The 26,551-nt window shown below is 61.9% G+C and carries 20 protein-coding genes; 10 read left to right on the top strand and 10 right to left on the bottom strand.

What is annotated here, in order from left to right; all coding sequences use genetic code 11:
- Positions 1–85: 85 nt before the first annotated feature.
- The 6 genes from BEN47_RS21015 to BEN47_RS13005 form a co-directional block, all read right to left on the bottom strand.
- Positions 86–1,177 (bottom strand): hypothetical protein, encoded by a 1,092-nt coding sequence (locus tag BEN47_RS21015; protein ID WP_125921661.1) that lies wholly within the window; start codon positions 1,175–1,177, stop codon positions 86–88.
- A 317-nt stretch (positions 1,178–1,494) separates the two neighbouring features.
- Positions 1,495–2,067: a hypothetical protein gene (locus BEN47_RS12985; protein WP_070728829.1), complete on the bottom strand. Its 573-nt coding sequence runs from the start codon at positions 2,065–2,067 to the stop codon at positions 1,495–1,497.
- A gap of 257 nt (positions 2,068–2,324) precedes the next feature.
- Positions 2,325–2,858: an NUDIX hydrolase gene (locus BEN47_RS12990; RefSeq protein WP_158011006.1), complete on the bottom strand. Its 534-nt coding sequence runs from the start codon at positions 2,856–2,858 to the stop codon at positions 2,325–2,327.
- 180 nt (positions 2,859–3,038) lie between these two features.
- Positions 3,039–3,974, bottom strand: coding sequence for an NmrA family NAD(P)-binding protein (locus BEN47_RS12995; RefSeq protein ID WP_239691599.1), 936 nt, complete (start codon positions 3,972–3,974; stop codon positions 3,039–3,041).
- Between the two features lie 78 nt (positions 3,975–4,052).
- Entirely contained in the window at positions 4,053–5,465 is a 1,413-nt protein-coding gene (locus tag BEN47_RS13000; RefSeq protein ID WP_070728831.1) for a hypothetical protein, read from the bottom strand.
- Positions 5,466–5,560: 95 nt separating this feature from the next.
- Entirely contained in the window at positions 5,561–6,424 is an 864-nt protein-coding gene (locus tag BEN47_RS13005) for an SDR family NAD(P)-dependent oxidoreductase (RefSeq protein ID WP_070728832.1), read from the bottom strand.
- A gap of 169 nt (positions 6,425–6,593) precedes the next feature.
- On the opposite strand from BEN47_RS13005, the gene BEN47_RS13010 reads away from it, so the two are divergent.
- Positions 6,594–7,382: an oxygenase MpaB family protein gene (locus BEN47_RS13010; protein WP_070728833.1), complete on the top strand. Its 789-nt coding sequence runs from the start codon at positions 6,594–6,596 to the stop codon at positions 7,380–7,382.
- Between the two features lie 67 nt (positions 7,383–7,449).
- Positions 7,450–8,289 (top strand): ion transporter, encoded by an 840-nt coding sequence (locus BEN47_RS13015; protein WP_239691600.1) that lies wholly within the window; start codon positions 7,450–7,452, stop codon positions 8,287–8,289.
- A 155-nt stretch (positions 8,290–8,444) separates the two neighbouring features.
- On the opposite strand, the gene BEN47_RS13020 is transcribed toward BEN47_RS13015, so the two are convergent.
- Positions 8,445–10,571: a prolyl oligopeptidase family serine peptidase gene (locus BEN47_RS13020; RefSeq protein ID WP_070728834.1), complete on the bottom strand. Its 2,127-nt coding sequence runs from the start codon at positions 10,569–10,571 to the stop codon at positions 8,445–8,447.
- Between the two features lie 237 nt (positions 10,572–10,808).
- On the opposite strand from BEN47_RS13020, the gene BEN47_RS13025 reads away from it, so the two are divergent.
- Positions 10,809–12,005 carry a hypothetical protein gene (locus BEN47_RS13025; RefSeq protein WP_070728835.1) on the top strand — a complete coding sequence of 399 codons (1,197 nt, stop codon included), beginning with the start codon at positions 10,809–10,811 and terminating at the stop codon, positions 12,003–12,005.
- A gap of 14 nt (positions 12,006–12,019) precedes the next feature.
- On the opposite strand, the gene BEN47_RS13030 is transcribed toward BEN47_RS13025, so the two are convergent.
- The 3 genes from BEN47_RS13030 to BEN47_RS13040 all read right to left on the bottom strand — a co-directional run bounded on the left by BEN47_RS13030 (position 12,020) and on the right by BEN47_RS13040 (position 14,926).
- Positions 12,020–13,363 (bottom strand): PQQ-dependent sugar dehydrogenase, encoded by a 1,344-nt coding sequence (locus tag BEN47_RS13030; protein WP_070728836.1) that lies wholly within the window; start codon positions 13,361–13,363, stop codon positions 12,020–12,022.
- Positions 13,364–13,468: 105 nt separating this feature from the next.
- Positions 13,469–13,864: an NUDIX hydrolase gene (locus BEN47_RS13035; RefSeq protein WP_070728837.1), complete on the bottom strand. Its 396-nt coding sequence runs from the start codon at positions 13,862–13,864 to the stop codon at positions 13,469–13,471.
- Positions 13,865–13,930: 66 nt separating this feature from the next.
- Positions 13,931–14,926, bottom strand: a complete 996-nt coding sequence (locus BEN47_RS13040; protein ID WP_070728838.1) for a helix-turn-helix domain-containing protein — start codon at positions 14,924–14,926, stop codon at positions 13,931–13,933.
- Positions 14,927–15,162: 236 nt separating this feature from the next.
- Between BEN47_RS13040 and BEN47_RS13045 the strand changes: the two genes are divergently transcribed.
- The 7 genes from BEN47_RS13045 (at position 15,163) to BEN47_RS13080 (ending at position 26,305) form a co-directional block, all read left to right on the top strand.
- The gene (locus BEN47_RS13045) at positions 15,163–16,077 is read left to right on the top strand and encodes a hypothetical protein (RefSeq protein WP_125921662.1); all 915 of its coding nucleotides are present in this window, start codon (positions 15,163–15,165) and stop codon (positions 16,075–16,077) included.
- 13 nt (positions 16,078–16,090) lie between these two features.
- Positions 16,091–17,782 carry a hypothetical protein gene (locus tag BEN47_RS13050; protein ID WP_125921663.1) on the top strand — a complete coding sequence of 564 codons (1,692 nt, stop codon included), beginning with the start codon at positions 16,091–16,093 and terminating at the stop codon, positions 17,780–17,782.
- 4 nt (positions 17,783–17,786) lie between these two features.
- On the top strand, positions 17,787–19,034 hold the full coding sequence (locus tag BEN47_RS13055) for a radical SAM protein (RefSeq protein WP_070728841.1): 1,248 nt from the start codon (positions 17,787–17,789) through the stop codon (positions 19,032–19,034).
- A gap of 46 nt (positions 19,035–19,080) precedes the next feature.
- Positions 19,081–21,813, top strand: coding sequence for a T9SS type B sorting domain-containing protein (locus BEN47_RS13060; RefSeq protein ID WP_070728842.1), 2,733 nt, complete (start codon positions 19,081–19,083; stop codon positions 21,811–21,813).
- A 262-nt stretch (positions 21,814–22,075) separates the two neighbouring features.
- Positions 22,076–24,229, top strand: a complete 2,154-nt coding sequence (locus BEN47_RS13065) for a glycoside hydrolase family 97 protein (protein ID WP_083322407.1) — start codon at positions 22,076–22,078, stop codon at positions 24,227–24,229.
- A 611-nt stretch (positions 24,230–24,840) separates the two neighbouring features.
- Complete coding sequence (locus tag BEN47_RS13070; RefSeq protein ID WP_070728843.1) at positions 24,841–25,296, top strand: hypothetical protein; 456 nt, start codon at positions 24,841–24,843, stop codon at positions 25,294–25,296.
- A gap of 631 nt (positions 25,297–25,927) precedes the next feature.
- Positions 25,928–26,305, top strand: a complete 378-nt coding sequence (locus BEN47_RS13080) for a hypothetical protein (protein WP_125921664.1) — start codon at positions 25,928–25,930, stop codon at positions 26,303–26,305.
- Positions 26,306–26,551: the final 246 nt, after the last annotated feature.

The raw sequence follows: 26,551 nt of genomic DNA on the forward strand, positions 1-26,551 counted from the left end.
CATTGCGCCGAATCTGTTCACTGCCGCAGGCGGCGCAATAGTGTTGCGTATAAACCATAACCCCCAATACGCATTTCACCTTATATCAGACCACCGCCATTCTTACAGCCTCTGCAAAGTCATCAGTTAGAACAGCTACAGCTAGTTTGAAATCATCCCTTGTTGCTGACCAATCCTCTGCAGTCAATGTTGCATTCGCCTTATTAGAGTCGCCCATCCACTTGTATGCTTGAGCTTTGTTGATAGTAAGCATGCGCTTAATACTTTCAGCACTATCCTTTTTGAAAACGGGCGAAGTCGCCAAATCAAGAAGACAAGCTGCAAGCTTATACTTTCCTTCACCTATAAGTTCATAGGCAATATTATTTAAATTGTTATCGGCATCAGAACGTGTTGTAGGATTAACTTTTCGCCACAGCACATGTGCTAATTTAACACCTATTTCAAAAATACATTCATAGGCTTTAGTTACATATTCAGCGTTGATAAAGAGTTGTTTACCTGGCTTAATATCTTCATTTAAGCTGACGCCGTGTTCTTTGCAATTTTTTATATATTGACTGGAAACTATGCCACCAGTATGGACAAGCAAATTGCGTCTTTCAGTTAGTTCAATAAATTCCGGCCATACTTTGAGGTCTTTTTTAAGCAAAATATCAAACTTCTTCTCCAACCAAATGAATTGCTCTGCGTGACTATTTCTTAATAACGATTCGACCTCCTTTTCTAGAATAAAAGTTTTTGCTGCTTCAATACTACCAAAGTCTAATAATTCAGAAAAACTTAATGTTTTATCAGAAACATTTACGGCATCGGGCTTGAGTGTAAACAGTACTTGAATGAGCCTTCCCAGAAATGCATCATATTGGCTAACAAGCGCAACTACAAAACTAGAGGGGACAGTAGTTCTTGCTGTATCAAGGCGCATCTTAATCTTGCGCATTCCATTGTGCCGATGATAGTATTCTGCATTTACAGTTATCATTTTTACACCATCTTCCTCTCGATTAAATACAGTGCAATACTTTTCTTCAAAATCGACGAGGCTTGCTAGAAAGTCTGTCCTCGTTTTTAGTATGCTCCTGTACGACAACCTAAATGAATCATGTAATCCATCAATATGAGCTATAAAAGCAGTCAACTCAGTCTGTATTGGGTTGTCAATCTTAGTTGCCACGAGGTACTATTTTAGGTAGAATGATTTAAGGCTTGCTATCAGAGTAGGAGAAAGTAATCAAGTGATTGACTTTCCCTTATTTGAAACTTTAGCAAGCTACTCAGAAGCTCCCGTTTTTTTCAGCGGCGGGCGCAGCGGGCGGGGGTGGGGCATGGGAGGAGGCTACTCCGAAGCAGTGGTTTCGTTCAGCGGGACCCGCATGGCGCGGGGCAGCGGTGGGTGGCAGGACAGGGCGGGCGTAGCGCCTAGGGTTGCATGGGACGGGCACGCCGGGGAGGGCGGGGACTGGTGATTTCCCTACTACTTCAAACAAGCGGCTACGTGGTAACGTGCGGCAGCGGGGCTATTTTCCGCAGCAGGGTAAAGAGCGCATGATACACCTCCCGCAGCTCGGCGGGGTCGGTGAGGGCCGTTTCCCTGGAGAAGGTGAGGTACACGTCGGCACCGGCTTCGTGGGAGGCGGGAGCCAGCGTGAGGCGGCATTGCTGATGGCGTAGTAGGGTCTGGCGCAGGGCCGCATCGGGCAGTAGCAGTTCGCGCAGGGCGGTCACATCGTTGGTGGTAATGATGAAGGCGGCGTCCAGCTCCGGGTCGCCCAGCTTCACATCGGTCATGCCCAGCAGCTTGCCCAGTTCGTGCAGCCAGTCCTGCTCGTGCAGGGCAAAGCGCAGCGGGGTATGATTGGGCACCAGGGCCGTCATGGTGGTGCTCTGGAAGCCGCCCTCAAAGCCGCCGCCCAAGTCAATCTCAATATCGAGCTGCATGTGGTAGCCGTTCTGAATCAGCTCGGCGGTATAGTCAAACAAGTCGCCTTCCTGAGCAATATTGGCAGCTACTTCCTGCCAGAGGGTGGTTTCTGTATCGGCGAAAAAGATATGCACGTTGCTCATAAGCGCGAGGATAGGCAGGCGCAAGAGCCTGGGGTGGGCTTTACATAGAGGTACTGCGTTGCGGGAGCAGAGGTTGTCGGCCTGCCAAACGCCCGCCCCTTCACGCTGGCTCCGCCCCCCCACTGGCGCGAGCTTGTAGCTCGTGACCAATAACGACGGGGAGGTTATACCTCCCCTGACGCACAGCGGCAAGCCACCCGGGAACAAGGCATTGGCGGGGCGGCGCGGGGCGGGGCGGGGCGGGGTACGCCCCCGCATCATATCTCCCACTCCCCTGCCAGCAGGCGCGGCAACAGGGGCTGCAGCATGCGGTGGGTGGCGCCCCACAGGTAGTGCGGCCCTATCCGCCAGAAGGAAATCAATTCAGGCACGGGCTGGCCGGGGAAAGCCCACAGCTCCTGCCCGGCGTTGGCGGGGTCGGCGAGGTGCGGCAGGGGCACTTCCAGCACTTCGGCAATTTCGGGCTGGGCAAAGCGCCACGTGGGCGGCGGCGCTACGCGGGCCAGAAACGGGGCAATGTGGAAGCCGGAAGTGCGCGTCTGAATGGGCGGCAGCGCAGCCAGCACCTCAATGGCGGCCGCGGGCAAGCCGACTTCCTCTTCGGTTTCGCGCAGGGCAGTGGCCAGCAGCGAGGCATCAGTGGGGTCGCGCTTGCCGCCGGGGAATGCCAGCTGCCCGCCGTGCACGCCGAAGTCGCCGCGGCGCACCAGCACGAGCGTGGCCTCGCCGGCGGCATTGCGGAACACGGGAACGAGCACGGCTGATTCGCGCAGGGCAACGGGGGAGTTCATGGCATGACGGACGGGCATTGTGCGGGGCGCGGGCAGCGGCCACGGCGCTGCAATATCCGCAGCTGTCCGGGAGCCTGCTGCCGAGCCAGGTATTAGGCAAGGGCGACCACCGAATAAGCACCGTGCCGCCTGCTCCGGCCGGTGCGGAGCAGGCGGCGCGGCACGGGTGATTTCCCAGCGTTATTTTTTGGTGGCCAGCACCTCGCGCACCGACGTCCACCGGATGTCGGGGTAGCGGGCATTGTCAAGGGGCACGAGTTTGGGGAGGCCCATAAACATGTTGTGCAGGTACTGCATGCCCTGCCAGGGGGGAAACACCTCGTCGGTAGTCGGCATCAGGGCCCTGGTCACCTTTATCAGGCCACCCAGCACGCTCACCGGCCCTACCCGCAATAGCTTGAACGGTTCGCCAGTAGCTTGGCTGGCGGCCTGCTGCAGGCCGCGCACGCTGGCCACCTCCCCGGCCACGCGCAGGTAGCGCGGGGCGGTGGGGTCCAGCGCCGCCGCCGCCGTGAATTCGGCCGTGTTAGCCGTGGTGGTGAAATCCATGGGCTGGTCGGCGCTGCCGTAGTACATCACGCGTTTCAGGCCGAAGAGCACCACCGGTGCCTGCCCGGTGAGCAGGTCCGTAAACATGCCGTTGAGGACGGACGTGGCCTGAATGGGGGCGTGGTCGAGCCGTTGGTTAAATTCCCGGCGCAGGTCCAGGTTGCGGTTCGAGCCGTTGGGCAGCTTGGTGTAGTCGATGGAATAATCCGATGGGATGAAGCGAGGCACGCCGGCCACCACGGCCGCATCAAGCAGGCGCTTCTGGCCGTCTACAATTACGTCACGCAGCCCCGAAAGGGCTGACACCACGCAGGCCGCGCCCGAGCAGGCCTGGGTGAGGGCGATGACGCTGTTGAAATCAACATCCACCACTTCGGCGCCTAGCCCGCGCAGCTGCGCTACTTCCGGCTTGATGCTGCCGGGCCGCACCAGCGCCCGCACCACGGCACCCCGCCGAAGCAGGGCCTGCGCAATACGAAAGCCCAGGTCGCCGGTAGCGCCGGCCAGCACAATGGTGGCGGGCCTGGTGCTGTTTTCGCTCTGATTATCAGTTGTGAGTTCGGCCAAAATTGAAGCGTTAAGCGTGGACTTGGGAAACGCGTGGCCGCGAGTTTGGTTGGCGCGGCGGGCGGCGGGGCACGGGTTTTAGAGCGTGCGCTTCTGTATCTTCTGCAGTTCCTGCTCGTACATTCCGGTGGCGGCCTTTTCCCGGCGAGCCACGGCCACGGCTTGCTGCTGCATGGCCTCGGCTTCGCTGAAGAACCGCAAGCGGTAGAGCAGGTGGGCCAGCGTGTCGTAGTGGTAGGAAGTGGGGTCCAGGTCGACGGTGCGCTTGCTCCACTGCATGGCGCGCACGAGGTACTGGCTGTTGCGGGTGCCGGTTTGGTAGATGCTCCAGGCGCCGTTGTTCAGTTCCTGCAAAAAGGAAGCCGACGCCCCGCCCGTCCCAACGGCCCGGGCCATGGTCGTGACGCGGCCGCTGCTGTCGGAGGGCGCGCGTGGCGGCTTGCCAGCGGCCTGGACCAGGCGTTGGCGGTTGGCCGCCTGCTCCTGCCGAGAAGCTTGCATGGCGGCCAACGCCTTCTTCACCGAATCGGCGGGCATGTTGTAATAAGTACGTTCGTAAAAACTCACTGCCGAACGCAGGTAAGCGGCGGTATCTTTCGTGCTGCGGTAGAATTGCAGCATGTTGCCTTCGTAGGCCACCATGCCGCGCTGGTAGTTTGTGTTCCAGCTGGCCCGCGCAAAATCGGCCGCCTTGGTGGCCAGGGCGCGGTCTTTCGTGGCAATGGCCTGGGCCATGGTGTTGCTGATGATGGCCCGGTTGATGGCCACGCGCTTCGCCAGCGGCAGGGTTCGGTACAGGCTGTCGTACACCTTCATGTTCAGGCGGGTCAGCTGCTGGGCTTTGCTGCCCATCACGGGGCCGTTTTCCAGGATAAAAAGCACCTCAGCGCCTTGGTTTAAGGTCTTTACGGGCAACTCCTGCACGTAGGCTTCCAGCAAAGTGGTTTCCACGAGCTGGCCCAGCTGCCGCCGTTTGGCGATGTACCGCCTGAGAAATTCCGTCGACCTATTTCCTTTTTTAAACTCCTCCTGCAGGCGACTGAGGTTGGCGGGGTCGGCCTGCGCCTGCTGGAAAGCCGCCAGGTCTTGCAAGTAGCGTTGCCCGGCATCGGTGTTGCCGGAGCGGCGGAAGAGCAAGCTGCCGTCGGGGGCGAAGTACAGGTAAGTGGGCCACTGCGACACCGTGTACTGGCGAACTACGGCGGCGCTCTCGCGGGAGCCAAACGCCAGCTCTTTGCTCAAAAACCCCTTGTTGAGGGCGCTGGCTACGGCCGGGGCATTCAGGCCCGAGGTGTTGCGCGATTTTTTGAGGGCGTCCGGCAGGTTGGCGGGGGCGGGTGGCAGGGCCAGCAGCACAAAAACCGGCTTGTTCTGTTGCCGCGCCTTGGCAAAAATTTGCGCGAGGGAGTCCTTTTCGAAACGGACGCTTTGGGCACGCACGCCTGGCGCAACGCAGAAAAAGGCCAGGCAGAGCAACAGGCAGTACTTCATATAACAAGCTGGTGGTAGAGCGCTAAAAGTAGCACGCATTGCCTCAATGGCCAGGTTTTTGGTGCTGCCGGCCAGGAGTCGCCCGGTCTGCCGGTTTACTTTTTTGGCGGCAGCAGCCCGATGCCCTTCCCCAGCATCCAGTCGAAAAGGCGGTCCGGAATCAGCTTGGGTATCAGCCAGCTCCGCACCAGGTCGGGCGCGATGCTGTAGCGCAGCCGGGGCCGGGGTGTTTCCAGGATACGCACCAGGCGCCCGGCCACGTACTCCGGCGTGAGGCCCTTTTCGCGGGTGCGGTTCACGAAGGTGGCGAAGCGCTGCGCGGGCCCGTGATAGGGCGTGTCGCGGTACGGCTCCAGGTCCATGCCCTTGTCCCAGATGGGGGTTTTGGTGACGCCTAGTCCGATGAGCACCACGGGCACCCGGAACAGCTGCAGCTCCCGCCGCCACGTGGCCGACAGACCCTCCAGCGCAAACTTGGTACCCACGTAGGCCCCCATAAACGGCGAGGCCACCTGCCCGCTCACCGAGCCGATGTTGATGACGCGGCCGGGCTGCCCCCGGAAGTCGGGCCGGGCGCCGAGCAATGGCAGAAACGCCTGCGTTACCTGCACCAGGCCCACCACGTTTACCTCAAAGTGCTGGCGTACGGCGTCGATGGGCTGGTACAGCAGCGGCCCGCCCAGGGCAATGCCGGCGTTGTTGATGAGCCCGCGCAGGGGCTCGCCGTCCAGCTGGCGCGTTACCTCGGCCGCGGCCTGCGCAATGGCGGGGCCATCGGTCACATCAAAAACCAGCGGCCCAAAATTGTCGCCCAATTCGGTCTGGAGGCGGGTGGCATCGGCGGGCGTGCGCACGCTGCCGAACACCCGGTAGCCCCGGGCCAGAAAAGCGCGGGCCGTGGCCAGGCCCAGGCCGCTCGAAACGCCGGTGATGACCAGGGCCGGAAGGGAAGTATTCATGGGGTGTAAGGTAGCCGGTTTGCGGCGGTTGCGGTTGCGCGGGCGGGCATTCTGCTCCGCTCTTGCTGGCTGCGCGGGGCGCCACCAGTGGGCCACCGGCCGTCTGATGCGTCCTTTGGGACGGCGTGATGGATTGCAATTTTTTGACCGTAGCAACGGTTCTTGCGGCATGGAATATTTTGTGGCGCAAGGCTCCATTGTGCGCGCCATCTGGGGCAAGGCCGATACGGTGCTATTCATTTTTGCGGGCGCGGCGGCCGAGTTTGCCCTCAACAAAGCCGTGGATTGGCTCTACTTCACCGGCCGGCTGCCCGCCGACCCGCTGGCCCGCCTGTTTTCCACGGTGGAGTACGCCCGCCGAATTGTGTACTCCCGGCAAGCCGATGCCGAGCGGGCCATCGATGCCATTGCCGCCATTCACGGGGCCGTGGAAGCCAAACGCGGCATGGCCATTCCGGCCTGGGCCTACCGCGACGTGCTCTACCTGCTCATCGACTATTCCATCCGGGCGTTTGAGGTGCTGGAGCGGCCCCTCACGGCCGCCGAAAAAGAGGAAGTATTCGACGTATTTGCCCGCGTGGGGCGGCGCATGGGCATAACGGAAATCCCCACCAGCTACGCCGCGTGGCTGCCCGACCGCCAGCAGCACCTCGCCGCCGACCTGGCGTACAGCCGCTTCACCGCCGACCTCTACCAGCAGTACCGCAAGCACCTGGGGCCGTTTCGCTATTGGCTGCTGCGCCACGGCCAGCGCCTGGTGGTGCCTGCTACCGTGCGCGGCTTGCTGCACCTGGGCGGCCCGTCGTGGGTGCGGCCCGTGGTGCCGGTGTACCGCGCCACGCAGCAGCTGGCGCTGGGCCGCTGGATGAAAAACTCGATTTTACCGCCGGCCTACCGTGCCCAGATTCTGGCGCTGGATAGTGAGCCGGGGCGCCTCACTCCTGCCGGGCAAAGGTGAGACACCACTTGCTGTGCGGCTTACACCACTCTGGAAACCGCCGCAAACCCGGCTCCCCGCAGGGCGTATGAAGCAGGGCACGGGCACGCTGGCCCTTGCCCTGCAGCCCTACGCTATGCCTACGCCGAACTCCGAAAAAGAAGAACTTCAACACGAGCGGTACGAGCTGCTGCAGCGGCTCACCGAGTGGCTTGAGACGCCCATGCTGGTGCTGGGCTTTGGGTGGTTGCTGCTGCTGGGCGTTGAGCTGATTTGGGGCCTCTCGCCGGCCCTGGAAACGCTGGGCACTACCATTTGGGTGATTTTCATCCTTGACTTTGTGGCCAAGTTCATCCTGGCGCCGCGGAAACTGTCGTTTCTGAAATCCAACGTCATCACCTTGATTTCGCTGGTGGTACCGGCCCTGCGCCTGTTTCGGCTGGCGCGGGTGTTCCGGGCGGCGCGGGCGGTGCGGGGGCTGCGGCTGGTGAAAGTGGTGGGCTCCCTGAACCGCGGCATGAAGGCCCTGGCCCGAAGCTTTGGGCGACGCGGGTTGAGCTACGTGCTGGGCCTCACCGGCGTGGTGCTGCTGCTGGGGGCCGCCGGCATGTACGCCTTCGAGAAAGACGTGCCCAACGGCCTGCGCACCTACCCCGAAGCCCTGTGGTGGACGGCCATGCTGCTCACCAGCATGGGCAGCGCCTATTGGCCTGAAACCAGCGAAGGCCGGGCGTTGTGCTTCATTCTGGCGCTCTATGGCTTCGCCGTGTTTGGCTATTTCACGGCCACGCTGGCCTCCTTCTTCATGGGCCGCGACGCCGAAGACCCCGAAGCGGAAGTAGCCGGCGCGGCCGCCGTGGCCGCGCTCCACGAAGAAGTGCGGCAGCTACGGGCCGATTTGCGGGCCGGGCGCGCGGCAGAGAAGTAGTGATTAATTATGCAGAAGTAACCGTAGCAAAAAAGCGGTCATGCTGAGCGCAGCCAAAGCATCTCTACCGCGTAAGTAATCAGTTTACTGCTGCGGTAGAGATGCTTCGGCTGCGCGGACGCCAGATGAGCATGACCGGCTTTTCAGACCGGCTTTTAGTTATTCTGGTACGGCGTCACGTTCATGTTCTGGAACATGAAGGACCATTTATCAGTCTGCTCGCTGATGACCTGGGCGGTGGAGCGGCCGGCGCCGTGGCCGGCGTTGGTCTCGATGCGGATGAGCACGGGTGCCGGGCCTTTCTGCGATTCCTGCAGTTTGGAGGCGAATTTGAACGAGTGCGCGGGCACCACCCGGTCGTCGTGGTCGGCGGTGGTAACCATGGTGGCGGGGTAGCTGGCGGGCTTCAGGGCGTGCACGGGCGAGTACTTGTAGAGATATTCGAACATCTCCTTGGAGTCCTGGGCCGTGCCGTAATCGTAGGCCCAGCCGGCACCGGCCGTGAACTGGTTGTAGCGCAGCATGTCCATCACACCCACGGCCGGGAAGGCCACCTTGAACAGGTCGGGGCGCTGGGCCATCACGGCGCCCACCAGCAGGCCGCCGTTGGAGCCGCCCGAGATGGCGAGGTAGTCTTTCGACGTGTAGTTGTTCTTAATCAGGTACTCGCCGGCGGCGATGAAGTCGTCGAACACGTTCTGCTTTTGCAGCTTGGTGCCGGCGGCGTGCCACTTCTCGCCGTACTCGCCGCCGCCGCGCAGGTTGGCCACGGCGTAGACGCCGCCGTTTTCGAGCAGCACAATGTTGGAGGTACTGAAACCGGGCGTCATGCTCACGTTGAAACCACCGTAGGCGTAGAGCAGCGTGGGGTTTTTGCCGTTGAGCACGGTGCCCTTTTTGTAGGTGATAATCATGGGCACGCGGGTGCCGTCCTTGGAGTTGTAAAACACCTGCTTCGACTCAAACTTGCTGGGGTCGAACTGCACGCCCGCCTTTTTGAACACCGTGGACTTGCCGGTGGCGATGTCGTACTTGAAAATGGTGGGCGGGTAGATGTAGGACGTGAAGGTGTAGTAGGTTTCCTTTTCCTCGCGCTTGGTGCCGAAGCCGCCGGCCGTGCCCACCGAGGGCAGCGCGATGCTGCGCTCCTTCTTGCCGCTCATGTCGTACTGCTCCACCAGCGAGGTGGCGTCCTTGAGGTAGTTGGCGAAGATTTTGCCGCCGCCGGTGCTGGCGTTCAGCACGTTTTTAGTTTCCGGAATCAGGTCTTTCCAGTTGGCGGGCTTGGGGTTGGCGGCGTCCACGGTCACCACGCGGTTGTTGGGGGCGTTGAAATCGGTTTCGAGGTAGAGCTTGCTGCCCACGTTGGCGAGCACGCCCACGTTGCTCTTCTCATTGTCTACTACCTGCACAATGGCGCTGCCGGGCTTGCTCAAATCCTGGATATAGAGCTCGTTGCCGTTGGTGGTATTGGCCGCGTTGATGACCAGAAACCGCTCGTCTTCGGTGAGGTTGGCGCCGATGTAGCGGCGGGGCGTCTGCTCGCCGCCGAACACCAGCTTGTCGGTGCTTTGCTTGGTGCCCAGCTTGTGGTAGTAGAGCTTGTGAATCTGGGTTTTGCCGGCCAGCTGGCTGCCGGCCGTGGGCTTGTCGTAGGAGCTGTAGTAGAAGCCGTCGTTGCCCTTCCAGGCTACGTTGCCAAATTTCACGTCCTTGAGTGTATCGCCCAAAATGGCTTTGGTGGCCGCCTTCATCACAATCACCTTGCGCCAGTCGGAGCCGCCCTCCGAAATCTGGTAGGCGGCTAGGCTGCCGTCTTTGCTGAAGCTGAGGCCGGCCAGCGAGGTGGTGCCGGCTTTCGAGAACGTGTTGGGGTCGAGGAACACCTCCGGGGCACCCGTGCTGCCCAGCTGCCGGTACACTACCGACTGGCTTTGCAGGCCGGTGTTCTTACTGAAATACGTGTACTTGCCTTCCTTGTAAGGCGCGCCGTATTTCTCGTAATTCCACAGCGTTTCGAGGCGCTTGCGGATGGCTTCGCGGTAAGGAATCTGGGCCAGGTAGCCCTGCGTCACCTTGTTTTCCTCCTGCACCCAGCTCTTGGTGTCGGCCGCCTGGTCGTTTTCGAGCCAGCGGTACGGGTCGGCCACCTTGGTGCCAAAGTAGGTGGTCACGGTGTCCACCTTTTTGGTCTGCGGGTACGGCAGCATCTTGATGGGCGTTTGGGCAAAAGTCGGCGCGCTTAGCAACACGGCGGCCAGCGGGACAAAGGAGTTTCTCATAGAGTGGGGTTAGTGGGAGGTTGAAAGGACGGTGAACAGCTTGCCAGGCACCAACTCGGTTTTTCAAGCCGATTTTTCGCCGCGGTTAGGAGTGGGAAGGTACAGCAGCGCCGCTTTTCACTGGTGGTGCCAAGACAACAGACGCCACAGGCACGGCGGCGTTGCGCTGGGGCAAAAGCCCGGACTTGCTGGCGGGTCCTGTTACTTTGGCCGCGTTAAGGCCTTCCTTTGCATCTCATGCGCCACTGCTTCTTTCTGTTCGCGCTGCTTTGGCTAGCCGGCTGCGACCCCAAAACAACTTCCCAGCCGGAATCCAGCCCGCTGCCGCCGCCACCGCCGCCTGGTATGCCCGTGGCGGCGGTCCCGGCGCGGCCACGCGGCCTTGCCCTGGCCGACACGGCCGCTCCTTACACCACGCTGCCCGGCTTCGGCGACACCGTGCAGGCGCCCAGCCAGGTTCGCATCAACGGGACGTTGTACCGCCTCGAAACCACGATTCTGACGGATAGTGCCCGCACCCTGCGCTACACGGAGTCCCCCACGGCCCAGCCGGGCGGGTCAATGTCAGTGGGGGACTCGGCCCAGACCGGTACCGCCACGGGGTTTGAAGTGCTCTACCGCTTTCGCCTGCTACGGCCCAACGGCCAGCCGCTGTTTGTGCGGGAGCTGAGAAAATCCAGCTTCGCCGCGGCTATGGGTCAGGAGCTGGCCGTGATAGCCGAAGCCAATGCCCCCGTATTTTCCGGCTACCTGCCGGCCTTTAATGCCCTGGCCTTTGAGATAAGCCTGTACCCGCCGGACAGCGACGCCGGCGGCGAGCTGCTGGTGCTGCTCCACGCCACCACGGGGCGGGTTCTCTACCAGGGCCTCGCCCGCTGGACCGGGGGGTGCAATTCGCCGGCGGTGCTGTCCAATGACGGCCGCACCCTGCTCACCAGCACCGAAATCCTGCAAGCCAACGGGCACGTCACCAAAATCGACAACAAGGCCAAACGCGAGGTGGCCGGCACCCTGCTGGTGAACAACCAGACCGTGCTGGTGGCCTACATGCCGGGGTACGACAACACCGGCACCCGGCTGCCTCTGCAAGGCCCCAATGCTGAATTGATGGACCTGAACGGACGTAAGCTGGCGGCTTTCAAACTGGAAAGCGTGGACGGCGGCCTCGGTTACCAGATGCTATCCAAGTACGTAGGCCAGACCCGCAGCCATTACCTTTTTGATGAGACAAACGGCAGGCTGGGGGTTTTCCCAGCCCAGAATCCGGTTTCGGCGCGCGTGCTGGCCCTGAGCCAGCAGCCCGTGTTCCGGGCGCCGCAACGCCCGGCCGAAGTCCGCATTGACTTCACCACCGAAACCGGTACCCAGGCCACTTTCTACATTGATACGGTGAGCGGTGGCATCCGCCACCGCCTGTACAGACCAGCGTACTGAGGCGGCGCGGGGCCCTATCGGGCCGTGCTCACGCGCCAGATTTTATCGGCAGCATCGTCGGCCACCAGTAGGGAGCCGTCGGGCAGGGTGGTTACGCCCACGGGGCGCCCGTAGGCGTCTTTGGAGTCGCCGCCGGCCAGGAAGCCGGTGAGGAAATCCTCGGGCGGGCCGCTGGGCTTGCCGTTGGCGAAGGGCACGAACACGACTTTATAGCCCGAAAAAGCCGAGCGGTTCCAGGAGCCGTGCTGGCCGATGAAGGCCCCGTTGCGGTACTTGGCGGGAAAAGCCGTTTTGTCATAGAAAGCCAGCCCCAACGAGGCCGTGTGCGCGCCCAGCGGCACTTCGGGCACCAGCGTTTTCTGCACCAAATCGGGTCGCTCGCCTTTGCGGCGCGGGTCTGCGTTCTGGCCGAAATAGGCGTAGGGCCAGCCGTAGAAGCCGCCTTCGCGCACGCTGGTCAGGTAGTCGGGCACGAGGTTGTCGCCCAGCTCGTCGCGCTCGTTCACGGCCGTCCAGAGGGTGGTGGTGCCGGGGGCCCAGCCCATGCCCACGGGGTTGCGCAGGCCGGCGGCGTATATTTTTTCACCGCTGCCGTCGGGGTTTATTTGAAGGATGTTAGCGCGGCGCACTTCGTTTTCGGGGCCGTTTTCCTGCACGTTGCTGCCCGAGCCCACGCTCACGTAGATTTTGGAGCCGTCGGGGCCGGCCAGCAGGTTGCGGGTCCAGTGGTTGTTGTAGCCGCTGGCGGGCAGGCTGAGGATTTGCTGGCCCTCGCCCGTGATTTTGGTGGCCCCAGCCGCATAGGGGAAGCGCAGCACGCCATCGGTGTTGGCCACGTAGAAGTAGTTGCCCAGCACGAGCATGCCAAAGGGCTGGTTGAGGCCCGCCAGGAAGGTGGTGCGCACGTCGGGCCGGCCGTCCTGGTTGGTGTCCCGAAACAGGGTGATGCGGTTGGCGCTTTCCGAGCGGAGGGAGCGGGATTTGTCCAGGTTCAGCTTGGCCACCACTTTCATGGGCGTGGACTTGGGCACGGTGCTCGACTCGGCCACCAGCACGTCGCCGTTGGGGGCCACGTACATCCAGCGCGGACTTTGCAACTGGCCAGCGTACTCGGCCACCGCGAAGCCTGCCGGGGCGGTGGGCGTTTTGCCGGCGGGCCAGCCCACCACGTTCACCCGGTTCGACACCGACTTGCTGCTGTAGGGCGCGGGCAGCCGCAGGGAATCCACGGCGAGCGTGGTCACGGTTTGGGCCGGCGTGGTGGCGGCAGCTTCCTGCTTTTCCTGTTTGCTGGGGCCGCTGCACGCGGCCAGCAGCCCAACAGCCGCAAGCAGCGCATTTGATTTACCTGGTTTCATAAGAGGGAGTTAGCGGGGCCAACCCGATGGCCCGGCGTGAAGTCAACACCGGTTGGTTTACTTCTGTCCCCTGATTTGGTTGTGTGGCGCCACCCGGCCGGCGGCCTACTCTGCCAGCAGCCCCTGCCCCCGAAGCCAGTCAAAAATCAGTTGGTCCACGGCCGATACTTCGGGCCGGTGCCGGTAGGTGAGCCACACTACTTCCTCGATTTCGGCGGCGGCCTGCAGCGTGCCGGTGTAGCGGGCGCGGTAGCAAGTCATGCGCACCAGCACGCCGCTGGAGTGGCCGTGGGCCGGCGCTTCAAACGTGCCCACGTACGCCAGGCTGGCCGGGTCGAGGTCCACGGTCAACTCCTCGCTGATTTCGCGCAGCAGGGTCTGCTGGTCGGTTTCGCCGGCTTCGCGCTTGCCGCCGGGAATGTAGTACCGGTCTTTGCCGCGGCTGCGGGTGCTCAGGAGCTGGCCGTTGTGCAGGTGCAACCAGGCAATTTTGTCAATCATTGAATACTGTAGTGAAGTTTACGAAACGCGTATCCGAATACGGACAACCTGGCGTACGTGGGCACTTTACAGGGCCTGGGTCCGCTGGTGAATATTCCGGCGAAGGGCGTTGAAAAACTGGTTGCGCTCTTTTTCGCCCACTCCGCTGATAAGGGTGGACTTTTTCATCAGATTGTCCAGATTGGCGAACATAAAATCGTTGAACCTTTCGTCGCGCGTGCCCAGAAAGTGCAGTACGCTGTGGTTGAGATACGTGAGGCGGTTGTTGTCCAGCTCGACCAACAGGGTATTATCGCCGAGAATGAGCTCATTCACGAAGAGGCGGTAGGGCAAGGCCGGGCTGCCGGGCTGCCGCAGGACGCACTTCACGCCCACTTCAGCCTGGTATTCAATGGCCCCAATGAGCTCCTCCACTTTTTCGTAGAGCAGCCGCGCGTCGGAGGGCGTGGCAAAGCTGCCGGCTTCGCGGTAAAAATCTATCTGGCGCAGGGTGCTGTTCAGGCTTTCCACGTTCCAGATTTCGGTGGTGGGCATCTGGTTGTAGAGGGCCACGATGCGCTGGCAAATGGGGTGGCAGTCCTGGTAGTACGGCTCGCCGAACCGGAAGCGGACGCCCTTGAGGCTGTCGTAGTGCAGGATGGATTTCATCCAGAAGAACATCTTGAATTCGGCCAGCTCGGGAATCTGGAAGTGGTAGAACGGCGGAATGTCCTTCAATAAGTAGTAGAGGTGCCGCTGCCCAAAGCTGTTCATGAGCTGCAACTGGCCCAGCATGTTCGTCAGCCAGCTTTCGAGGGTGATGGCGGGGTGGACCTGGGGCCGGCCCGTGAACAGCAGCGCATCGCTCGACAAGTTGAGTAGGCTGTCCAGCGACACCTTGAAGTGCGCCGCCAGCTGCTGAAGCTCCCCCAGGTCGATTGGCTTCTCGCCCCGGATGCGGCGGTAGGCGCTGTCGTTGCTGATGCCCAGCAGGTCGGCCACCTCGTCTACCAGGGCTTTGTGGGGCGGCATGAGGCCTTTCAACTGCTGGAAAAACTGGCTTTGGGTGGTGGCGGGAGTCATGGCCGGAATTCTTTGGTAAAAGCTGCAGGAGCGCCAGCCATTATTAGCAAATAATGCCACAAAAAGCGGATTACAAATGGGCTGTCTTCAAAAACGCCACTGCAAATAGTTCGCGCGGCGCAGATAATTGATTGGTGCCACGATGGGCCTCCCGCGGCCAGGATGGCATTAGGGAACGGGGCAGGCCCTCAATACTTTTAAGTACTTATCTTAAACGTACTTACCACCCGGAAATCATGAACAATGCCTTACCCCTATTTAGGCAGCTGGATTGCCGCCCCCGCGCGGCCAGTGGCGGAATGCGGCGGTTTTTGGGCGCCCTGCTGCTGGCCTGCCTGGGCGCTTGCCTGCCCGGCCGGGCGCAGGACCTCATTCAGCGCCGCGGCACGACCCGCATCGAAGCGCTGGTGCTGGAAGTGAGAGGCTCGCAAATTTTCTATAAAAAATGGGCTGCGCAGGATGGTCCTACTTCGGTCATCAGTACCGCTCATGTGCAGCACATCCAGTACCGGAGCGGGAAGCGTCAGGAATTCCCGCAGCCCGCTGCCACGTCGGTGTCGGTGCTGCCACCTCCACCCGCAGAAAAACCGGTGAACCGCGCCCCAAATATCCTTTCAATCCGGCCGGGGGATTTGCTATTTGCCAACATTACCCTCACTTACGAGCGGCTGCTGGGGGCCGACAGCCAGGTGGGCGTGAAGGTGCCCCTCACGCTGGGGGTTGAACATAGTTCGCCGCGTGGCGGGCTCGGCAACCATTACCAGCGCCACAAGACGTTCAGCACCGGGCTGGAAATCAACTTTTATCCGGGGCCCAGGGAGCGGTTTCGCTACTTCATCGGCCCGGCCTTGCAGTACGGGCGCTTCCGGTACCAGTACGCGGAGGAGTATTTGGGCGAGCTTGACTTCTTCGGGTTGAACCTGGGGAAGGTGTACGGCAACTACCAAGAGAGCATCGGGCAGCATGTTGCGGTGCTGCTCAACAACGGCGTCTGGTATCAGCTAGGTAAGCGGTTCGTGTTCACCGCCGACGGTGGCGTGGGGTGGCAAACCAAGATACTGGACAAAACCCGCAAAAACTTTGCCACCGGGGACCTGGCCGGCAGCCGGCTCAAGGTGTCGGGTAACTTCAATGTAGGCTATCAATTCTAACGCACCATCGCTCATGAACGCACCGCTACGTTCTGCTCGCCTACGGGGGAGCCTCCTTCGCCTGCTGCGCCAGCCGGCGGTGGCACGCTGCTGTACCTGGCTGCTGCTGGCGGCCCTGCTGCCTCTGCACCTCAGCTGCAACTACTACGCTACCCGGAGCCAGCCAGTGAACTCCCCCGCGCTCACCACGCTGGCCGATTCCAAGGTGTTTCTGGTTCACCAGGGCACAGTGACGTGGCAGCTGGTCAACCCCCGCCTCGACGGCGAGGTGCTGGAGGGCACGATGGCCGAACCTTACCAGCAGCTGGCTGCTTACAGCCGGGCGCCGCTGGATGGCTCCTCCGGGCGCTACCGGTCGCTGGACCGTAAGGTGGTGCTGAACCTAGTGCACGTCTACATTTCCGAATACGAGCTGAGCGATGCCCAACTCGTGCGCATCCCGGTTTCGGCCATTCAGCGCATCGACCTGGTGGAAAAAGACACCGGCCGCACCACGGCTTCGTACCTGCTGGGGGGGCTGGGCGTTTCGGCCGGGGTATTCGTCATCGTGGGCATTGTGGCGCTGGCACTCAAAAGCTCCTGCCCGTTTGTGTACGCCTACGATGGCAGCCAGTACCGGTTTGTGGGCGAGGCGTATGCGGGCGCCATTTTTGCCCCGTTGGAACGCGACGACTACCTGCCGCTGCCCGGAATAGTGCCACAGCAGCACGCCTACCAGCTCAAACTCACCAACGAGCTCCAGGAGCGCCAGCACACCAATGTGGCGGAACTCTGGGTGGTGGCGCACCCGGCCAACACCCGGGTACTTCTGGACCAGCGCGGCGGCGTGCACACCATTGCGCAGCCAGTGCCTGCCGAAAGCGTGGTTTCCGGGGCGGGAACTTCCTATACCCAACAGCTGGCAGCCCCCGACCACCACACCTTCCTGTTTAATGAAGACGTAGCGGGTACCGGCGCCAGCAGCATCACGCTCACGTTTGCCAAGCCCGCGCAGGCCCGGACGGCCAAACTGGTGCTGCGGGCCCAAAATTCCCTGTGGCTCGATTACCTCTATGGCGAGTTTGCCAAGAAGTTCGGTGCTTATTACACCGAGTGGGCCCGCAAGGAAAAGCAGCTCCCCGGCGCCACCATCAACCAGTGGATGCGCGAGCAGGGCATGCCGCTGCAGGTGTACATCGAGACGACGGGCGGCTGGCAGCTGGTGGAGCACCTCCCCTTGGTGGGCCCCCTGGCGGCCCGCGACCTGGTGGTGCCCCTCGACCTTGCCAACGTCACCTCTTCGCAGGTGCGCGTGAAGCTGGAGGGCGGCTTCATGTTTTGGGAGCTGGACTACGCCGCCCTCGACAGCAGCCCCGACCAGGCCACCACGCTGGAAAAATGCCAGCCCCACAGCGCGCTGGACGAGCAGGGCCAGGACCAGCGCGACCAGCTTGCCGCCGACGATGCCCAGTACCTGAAACAGCCCCGACCGGGCATGGAAGTCACGCTGCGCTACCGCTCGCAGCTGGCTGCCCCCGCCGCCCAGCCCCAGCGCAGCGTGTTTCTGCGCACCAAGGGCTACTACGAACACATCCGCCATTTCGAAGGCGCGCCCAACCTGCTGGAGCTGTACGCCTTCCGCAAGCCGGGCCGCTTCATGGAATTCTCCAAGGAGCAATACCGCCGCACCGCCCGCCAGCTGAATCTCACCGCCCTGAACCACTAACTGTATGGAAACGACTACGCTTCTGCCCCTGCCCGTACTGGGAGCGGCGCTCCGGCCCGCGCCGGTAGCAGCCGCTCCGGTGGCCATCCCCACGTTGCAACCCACCGTTCTGGCTTCCGCACTGAAGAAAAAGCTGCTGTCTGCCCTCTTCGCGCTGGTGGAAGCGGGCTGGCTACTGCGGTTGCTGCGCCGCCCCGCGCGGGTGCGGCAGGCGCTGGCCCAGCTCAAGGTGCAGCGGCGGCAGTACTTCGGCGAGTTTGTGCCGCGCAAGGTGGCCTGCGTGGCTGGCCGCTACTACCGCGGCTACCACAGCCCGGGCTGGCCGTCGGCCGCCTACACGTCCTACATCGCCACGGCCCTCAACCGCATTGTGACCTTCCGACCCGATAAAAACACGCTGAACATGGTGTTCCTGGCCATCACCAAAAAGTGCCCCCTGGCCTGCGAGCACTGCTTCGAATGGGAAGCTCTCAACCAAAAGGAGGTGCTGACCCGCGCCGACCTGCACGTCCTAGTGGCCCGGTTCCAGCAGCAAAACGTGACGCAGATTTTTTTCAGCGGCGGCGAGCCCATGCTGCGCGTGGACGACCTGCTTGAGGTTATTCCCGCCGCCCGGCCCGGCACCGATTTCTGGGTGATTACCTCCGGCTTCAATTTCACCCGCGACAATGCTCACAAGCTGAAGCAGGCCGGCCTGACGGGCGTTTCCATCAGCCTCGACCATCATTTGCCCGAGGAGCACAACCGCTTCCGCGGGTCGGCCAAAGCGTTTGAAAACGCCATTCAGGCTGCTACCTATGCGCAGGAAGTTGGACTGGTGGTGAACCTGGCGGTGTGCGTCACGCGGGAGTTCACCACGGCGGCCAACCTGCTGCAGTATGCCCAGCTGGCCCGGCAGCTGGGGGTGGCCTTTATCCAACTGCTGGAGCCCCGGGCCGTTGGCCACTACGCTGCGCAGGACGTTGCGCTGAGCCAAACGCAAGTAGCCGTGCTGGATGCTTTCTACGAAACCCTCAACTTTAATCCCACCTACCACGACTGGCCCCTGGTTACCTACTACGGCTACCACCAGCGCCGCCTGGGCTGCAGCGGGGCCGCCGACCGGTTCCTGTATGTGGACACCGACGGCGACCTCCACGCCTGCCCGTTCTGCCAAAAGAAAAGTGGCAGCGCCCTATGCGACTCGCTGGATGAGGGCCTGGCCCAGGTGCGCACCAACGGGTGCCAGCTGTTTCATCCCAGCTCGATTTGAACGGCGGCCCCGGAAGGCAGCACCCCACCGGCCAACTATCATTGGTATGAAACAGCCGTATTCACTCCGCAAGTTATTCCGGGTCGCGAGCAGCCTTTTATTCCTGGCGGGGGCATTATTCGGGACACCGGCCGCGGGCCAAGCCCCCAGTTTCGCCGATGTCCTAACCGTAGCTCCCGGCGCTACGGCCAACTCCGGGGGCAGCACTACCCTGGAAATAGCGACCGATGCGGCCGGCAACAGCTACCTCACCGGGTGGTTTAGCGGCACGGTGCTGTTTGGTGGAAACCCTGTGAGTAGCGCCGGCGGCAACGACCTGTTCGTGGCCAAATACGACCCTGCGGGGGCATTGCTCTGGGTGGCCCGGGCGGGCGGACCGGGCAACGACTACGGCAGCGGCATCGGCATCGACGGCAGTGGCGGGGCCTACGTGGTGGGCAGCTACAGCGCAACGGCGGCCTTTGGCAGCACCACGCTGCCGGGCGCGGGCGGCCTCGACGTGGTGGTGGCCAAGCTAACGCCCGCCGGCGCGTGGCAGTGGGCCCAGTCCGCCGGTGGGCAGGGCGACGACTACGGCCAAGGCATCGCCGTGGATGCCAGCGGCACTGCCTTTGCGGTGGGGGCATACTTCAGCAACACCATACGGGTGGGAACCACAACGCTGACGAACACGGCGGTGGTGAGTTCGTTCGTGGCTAAGTATTCGGCTACGGGCGCCCCGCAGTGGGTGATGCCGGCTGGAGGTTCGGCCACAGTGTATGCCAACGCCGTGGCCGTGGACGGCAGCGGCTCCCCCTATATTTTTGGTGATTTTTCGGGCGGCGCCCTGCTGGGCGGCACGGCGCTGGTCAGTGCCGGGCAGCAGGACGTATTTGTGGCCAAGCTCGACCCCGCTAGCGGGGCTTACCTGTGGGCTACCCGCGCCGGCGGCAGCGGCAACGACCAGGCCCCGGCCGGCACCGCCATTGTGGCCGATGGCAGCGGCCACGCCTACATCACGGGCCGCTTCACGAGCACTGACGCCACTTTTGGGAGCCTTGGCCTGCAGGCCACGGGCGGGGGCGACGTGTTTATCGCCCGGCTGGGTCCTGCCGGCGCTTTTCAGTGGGCTGTGTCGGCCGGCGGCCCGGCCGTGGAGGATGAAGGTGAGGGTCTCGCGCTCGACGGGCAAGGCCACCTGCTGGCCACGGGCCGCTTCGGTGCCACGGCCGCCTTCGGCCCCACCTCCTTCACCAGTGTGGGGAGTTCGGATGTATACCTCAGCAAGCTGGATGCTGGCAATGGAGCTTGGCTAGGCACGGCGCGGGCTGGCGGCCCCCAGGCCGACGCCGGCTACGGGGTGGGCTGCGACGCGGCGGGCCACGCATACACCACCGGCTTTTACAGCGGCGGCAGCGCCACGTTCGGTCCCACAGTCCTTAGCACAAGTAGCCCCACTTTGCCGGCGAGCTTTCTCACCCTGGGCCGGGCTTTACCACCTTCGCTGGCCATAACCGGCGATTCGGTGGTGTGCAACGGGGGGCAGGTGACGCTCAGGGCCGTGACCTCGGGCGCGGCGGTGAGTTACCGCTGGAACACGGGGGCCACCACCGCGGCCATTGTCGTGACGCAGCCCGGCACCTACACCCTGCAGGCCACCTTTGCCGGCGGGGTTGTGCTGATGGCGAACTACCGCGTGCAGGGCCTGACGCCGGTGGTTAGCATTGCGGGCGGTACAGGGCTGTGCGCGGGTGGCTCAACCGCACTGCTGGCGGTGGCGCCCGGCGCCCGGTCGTGGCGGTGGAGCACGGGTGCGACCACGCCTGGCATTGCCGTTACGCAGCCCGGCACCTACACCGTCAGCGCCTCGTACGGCGGCGGGTGCATGGCCACGGCATCCGTTACGGTATTGGTCAATGCGCTGGCCATCAAGGGACGCGTGCAGCTGTGCCCCGGCCAAAGCACCGTGCTGTCTGCCGTGGTTACCGGGGGCGCCGTTGTGGGCTACCACTGGAACACGGGCGCTACCACACCAACGCTTCAGGTGGGGCAAGCGGGCACTTACGCCGTCACCGCCACCTTTGCCGACGGCTGCCTCCTTACTGCCTCTCACCGCGTGGAGCTGAACAAGGCTACAGTTGCCTCCGTGACCGGCGACACCGTGCTGTGCCCCGAGTCGTCGCTGCAGCTCACTGCCCTGAACCCCGATGCGCTAACCTACCGCTGGAATACGGGCGCTACCACGCCCGTGATTACCGTAGCTGCGCCCGGCACCTACGCCGTGCTGCTCACCTACGAGGGCGGCTGCACCAGTCGCGACTCGCTGGCTGTACTGCCCGCGCCGGCCCTGCCCGCCTTCACTCTGGGGCCCGACACGACGCTGTGCCTCGAAGTGCCCCTCGTGCTGCGGGCCCCGCTTGGAGGAGCCGGGGTATCGATTCGCTGGTCCGATGGCTCCACAGGCTCCACGTTACGGGTGCAGGTGGCGGGGCTGTATTCGTTGCAACTCTTCACCCACTGCAATTCGCGCACCGTTTCGCGCCGCGTAGACTACGCCTCGTGCCTGTTTATTCCCAATGCGATAACTCCGGATGGTGACGGACGCAACGACCGATTCGTCATCAAAGGCCTTACGCAGGGGCCGTGGGCATTGGCCCTCTACAACCGCTGGGGACGGGAGGTATATACCGCCGCTGCCTACGGGCACGATTGGGGAGCCGAAGCCCCGGCGGGCGTGTATTACTACCTGCTTTGGCAGGGCGCTACCCGCTACCGGGGCACCGTAGAGGTGTTCCGCTAAACCGCATCAAGCGGGCGGTCCTGAAGCGCGGTGCTATTTGGTGAAAATCCCGTGAGCAGGCCGACCACCTCCCCCGGATTTATCCCACCGGCCGGCGCGTGCTCCACGCATTGCCCCGGCGAAAGCAGAATCCGGAGTATAAATTGGAGCTTTGTAGCAAGTAAAGCTCCTCCTGAGCCTTACTTGCCCTTACCGGACGGGCGCGGCGCTTTCGCAACCGTACCCATACGCTCCTCACTGCTCACCTTACTACGTGCCAACCATGCCCTTTTCTGCTTTTTCAGCCTCGCTCTTTTCGCTTAAGCAAGCCCGTCAGGCCCTTGCGCTTTTTTGCCTCTGTCTGCTCTGGCACGCCGCCGGGGCCGAGGAAATAAAGTCGCCCAACGGCCAGCTGCGGCTGCAGTTTGCGCTGCAGGCCGACGGCGTGCCCACCTACCACCTCACCTACAAGGGCCGCGACGTCATCAAAACCAGCAAGCTGGGCTTCGACCTGAAAAACGCCCCCGCCCTCACCAGCGGCTTTGCGGTGGCCGCTTCCCAGCAGCGCACCTTCGACGAGACCTGGACGCCGGTGTGGGGCGAGGTGAAAACCATTCGCAACCACTACAACGAGCTGGCCGTGACGCTCACCCAGGCCGCCACCAGCCGCACCCTGCGGGTGCGGTTCCGGGTTTTCGACGACGGGCTGGGCTTCCGCTACGAGTTTCCGAAGCAGGACAAGCTCGGGCATTTTGTGGTGAAGGAGGAACGCACGCAGTTTGCCCTGGCTGGCGACCACAAGGCATTCTGGCTGCCCGGCGACTACGACACCCAGGAGTACAGCACGGTGACGTCGAACCTCTCCGAGGTGCGTGGCAAGATGAAGGACGCCGTTACCGGCAACGCCTCGCAAACCACCTTCTCCCCCACCGGCGTGCAAACCCCGCTCATGCTCAAGAGCAAGGACGGGCTCTACATCAACATCCACGAGGCGGCGCTGGTTGACTACTCCTGCCTGAACCTGGAGCTGAATGACCAGACCTTCGTGCTCGAAAGCCACCTCACGCCCGATGCCATAGGCGACAAAGGCTACCTCCAGACGCCCGCCAACTCGCCCTGGCGCACCGTGGTGGTGAGCGACCGGGCCGGGGCCATCCTCGAATCGCACCTCATCCTCAACCTCAACGAGCCCACCAAGTACAAGGACACCAGCTGGATAAAGCCCGTGAAATACGTGGGCGTGTGGTGGGAAATGATAACCGGCCGCAGCTCCTGGGCCTACACCGACGCCACCAACATCAAGCTGGATTCGGTGGACTACCGCACCCTGAAGCCCAACGGCAAGCACGCCGCCAACACGGCCCACGTGAAGGAGTACATCGATTTCGCCGCGCTGCACGGCTTCGACGCCGTGCTGGTGGAAGGCTGGAACACCGGCTGGGAAGACTGGTTTGGCCAGAGCAAGGACTACGTGTTCGACTTCGTGACGCCCTACCCCGACTTCGACGTGCAGGAGCTGCACCGCTACGCCGCCAGCAAAAACGTGAAAATGATGATGCACCACGAAACCAGCGGCTCGGCGCGCAACTACGAGCGGCACATGGACGCAGCTTATAAGTTCATGGTAGACAACGGCTACAACGCCGTGAAAAGCGGCTACGTGGGCCCCATTCTGCCGCGCGGCGAGCACCACTACGGCCAGTGGCTCAACAACCACTACCTCTACGCCATCACCAAAGCGGCCGACTACAAAATCATGGTGAATGCCCACGAAGCCGTGCGCCCCACCGGTCTGGCCCGCACCTACCCCAACCTGATTGGCAACGAGGCCGCCCGCGGCACCGAGTACGAAGCCTTCGGCGGCAGCAACCCCGACCACACCACCATCCTGCCCTTCACCCGCCTCATGGGCGGCCCGATGGACTACACGCCCGGCATTTTCCAAACCCAAATCAGCGCCGTTAATCCCGAAAACAAGTCGTTTGTGCACAGCACCCTGGCCCGCCAGCTGGCCCTCTACGTCACCATGTACTCGCCGCTGCAAATGGCCGCCGACCTGCCCGAGAACTACAACAAGCACCTCGACGCGTTCCAGTTCATCAAGGACGTGGCCATCGACTGGGACGACACCCAGGTGCTGGAAGCTGAGCCCGGCGACTACATCACCATCGCCCGTAAGGCCAAAGGCAAAAGCAGCTGGTTTATCGGCAGCACCTGCGACGAGAACGGTCGCACCTCCACCATCAACCTCCGCTTCCTGGACCGGGGCAAGAAGTACGTAGCCACCATCTACGCCGATGCCCCGGACGCGCACTACGAGAAAAACCCCCAGGCCTACGCCATCCGCAAAGTCAACGTGACCAGCAAGAGCAAGCTCTCGCAGTACTGCGCCCCCGGCGGTGGCTACGCCATCAGTGTGGTAGAGGCCACGCGTTAAAAAGAGCCCGGCAGACTGGGAGGGATTGTTGCGCGGCTTTGGCGCAGGCAGGCTTTTGTAATTGATGAATACCAATCTGCACGCTGATAAAAAGCGCTTAACCTGGCGCGAGTTACGCTGCGCTAAACTCGTGCCCAGCTATGAGGTGGAGGCTGCGCCTCCACTGCCGCGCAGCGGCAATAACCGGCCGTGCCATTAGCGTATGCGACCGCAAGCCGTTCTGTTGCGAGGCGCAGCCTCGCCCGAATGTGCAGCACGAGTTACGCTGCGCTAAACTCGCGCCAGTTTAGGGCTTGCTGCCGGGGATGTAGTACCAGTTCTTGGCGCGGTTGCGGGTGCTCAACAGGCGGCCGTCGTGCAGGTGCATCCAGGCAACTTTATCAATCATAAACATGCGGCAACGGAGTTTACGAAACTCATTGCCTTGCGCCATTTCCTAAACTTTGAACCGTAGACGAGTTTCTTAAACTTAACCATGGGCGAAAGGAGCCCAACCGCCCCTATATTGGTGTTGCAATAGCCCTTCGTCTAGTTGTTCAGGGAAAGAAGCATTACTTTGCCCCACTGCTTGCTGCCTGTTCTTTTCAGGTGGAAACGTACGTTGGCCCCCCATGATGACACCCTTGTGGCTCGTGCTCTGGTTGCTTCCGGCCGAAGGGGTGGCCGCGCCCGTTCCGTTTCGTGCTCGGCCCGTGGATTTTAGCCTGGTTGTGGCCAGCTGCTTTCGCGGGGACACGGTGAGCCTGGCCGTAAACGGACTCGCGCTGGTGACGAACGCAACGGCGACGTCCGATTTCAACAACGGCGTGACGGGCCTCGGGGTGTACCAGAACCGGGAGGGGCTCTGGGTGCGGGCTGGGGGGCAGCTGACTCGCTACCCCCGCCTGGACCTGCGCCAGGGCCTACACCTTCGTTTCGTTCTCGGCGGGCAAGTCAGCACGCACGCGGTGAAGTTGCTCAAGGGGCGGGTGGTCTTCTTCAACGCCTGTCATGAGGCGACCCAGACGGGTGCGCCCGTCCGAAAGCTCACGGTGCAGCAATTCAAAAAACCAGTGGCCCTGTATTAACGTCACGGCCTGTGGCGTGTCCTTCTGCGCTACGTAGTCGTCCAACTGGGGCCCTTGCGCAAGTTTAAGAAAAAGGTCCGAAGCTAAACGCGCTTTGTTCAGTTTAAGGAGGGTTATCGTTCCTTTCCCTCGTACTTGTGTGCATACCATTCGTGCCAAGCGCGAACGTCGCTTTTATAGCAGTGAAACAAGCCCGCCCAACCGCCTGTGGCCGTAGAAATCAAGCCAGTGTGCTTTTGCATGAATTCTATTTCCTGGGGGCAGTTCAGCACCGTATCGGTGGACGAGGCCAAGACTAGGGAATCCAGCCGGTGAAAGTGGCGGCGAAATGCTTCCGCTTCCAAGTGCTTGCGCGACTGAGCGGGGGCATCCGGTGAGGCCGCTAGGACTAGCACCAGCAGAACAAAGAGACGTTTCATAGCAGTACGTGACAGGGTGCGAGGACAACGAGTGCCACCGCTGCTTAGTACTGCTTAGTACTGCGCGGTGTTAGTGGTTTATCAAAACGGTGGCAAGGTAAAGGCATGCTGTTCAAAAATAGCAGTGTTTATTTGAGGGTGGAAACGCTCGTGCAACCGACCCGTTCCCTCATCGGTCAAGCGCTTACTTGTCGTTTTTCCACCTCCCTACTATGAACCATTCCCCTTTGCTTCGTTTGCTCCCCGCCTTGGTGCTCCTGTTGGCCGGTTGTGCCAAAGAAGACGGGCCCGCGAGTTGCTGGCCCAACGCCAAGGAAGTGCGGCAAGCTCCCGTGGTCAAACAAGTTGTGGACACAGAAGGTATCGTGTGGGTGGACAACCGGACGGGGGAGTACTTCATCAGTTCTGCCACTAGCATGGACTCCGCCGATTCGGGATATGTGTGCGAAAACGAGTTACCCGAAAGCCTGCGCAGCGAGGGCCAGCGGGTCGTGTTCAGTGGCGCCTACAAAGCCAAGGAAACCGCCCAAGTGCGGCCCGTTGGCTACAAAGACTACTACTTGGAACTCGGTGCCATCTCAGCGCGCTAGGTTTTCGCCCGTGAGCTACGCCTTCTGGTGCTGTCGCGTGGACAAAGTCGATAGAACTGCACAACGTATGAGAGGAAACACTTAATAAGTGTTTAGCCAAAGGGTGAAATATTTAAACAGCAGCTTCAAACATCAACCTTAAGTATTGAAGCTGTTTAGAAAGTCGGTTTTGGGTTGATTTTTCGCAAAAAGAGGACGACAAAGGCCAGCCAGTGCCAGGCCAGCCAGTTGCCGACGCTGGTTTCG

This window comes from Hymenobacter lapidarius (assembly GCF_001816145.1).
Taxonomy (GTDB): Bacteria; Bacteroidota; Bacteroidia; order Cytophagales; family Hymenobacteraceae; genus Hymenobacter; species Hymenobacter lapidarius.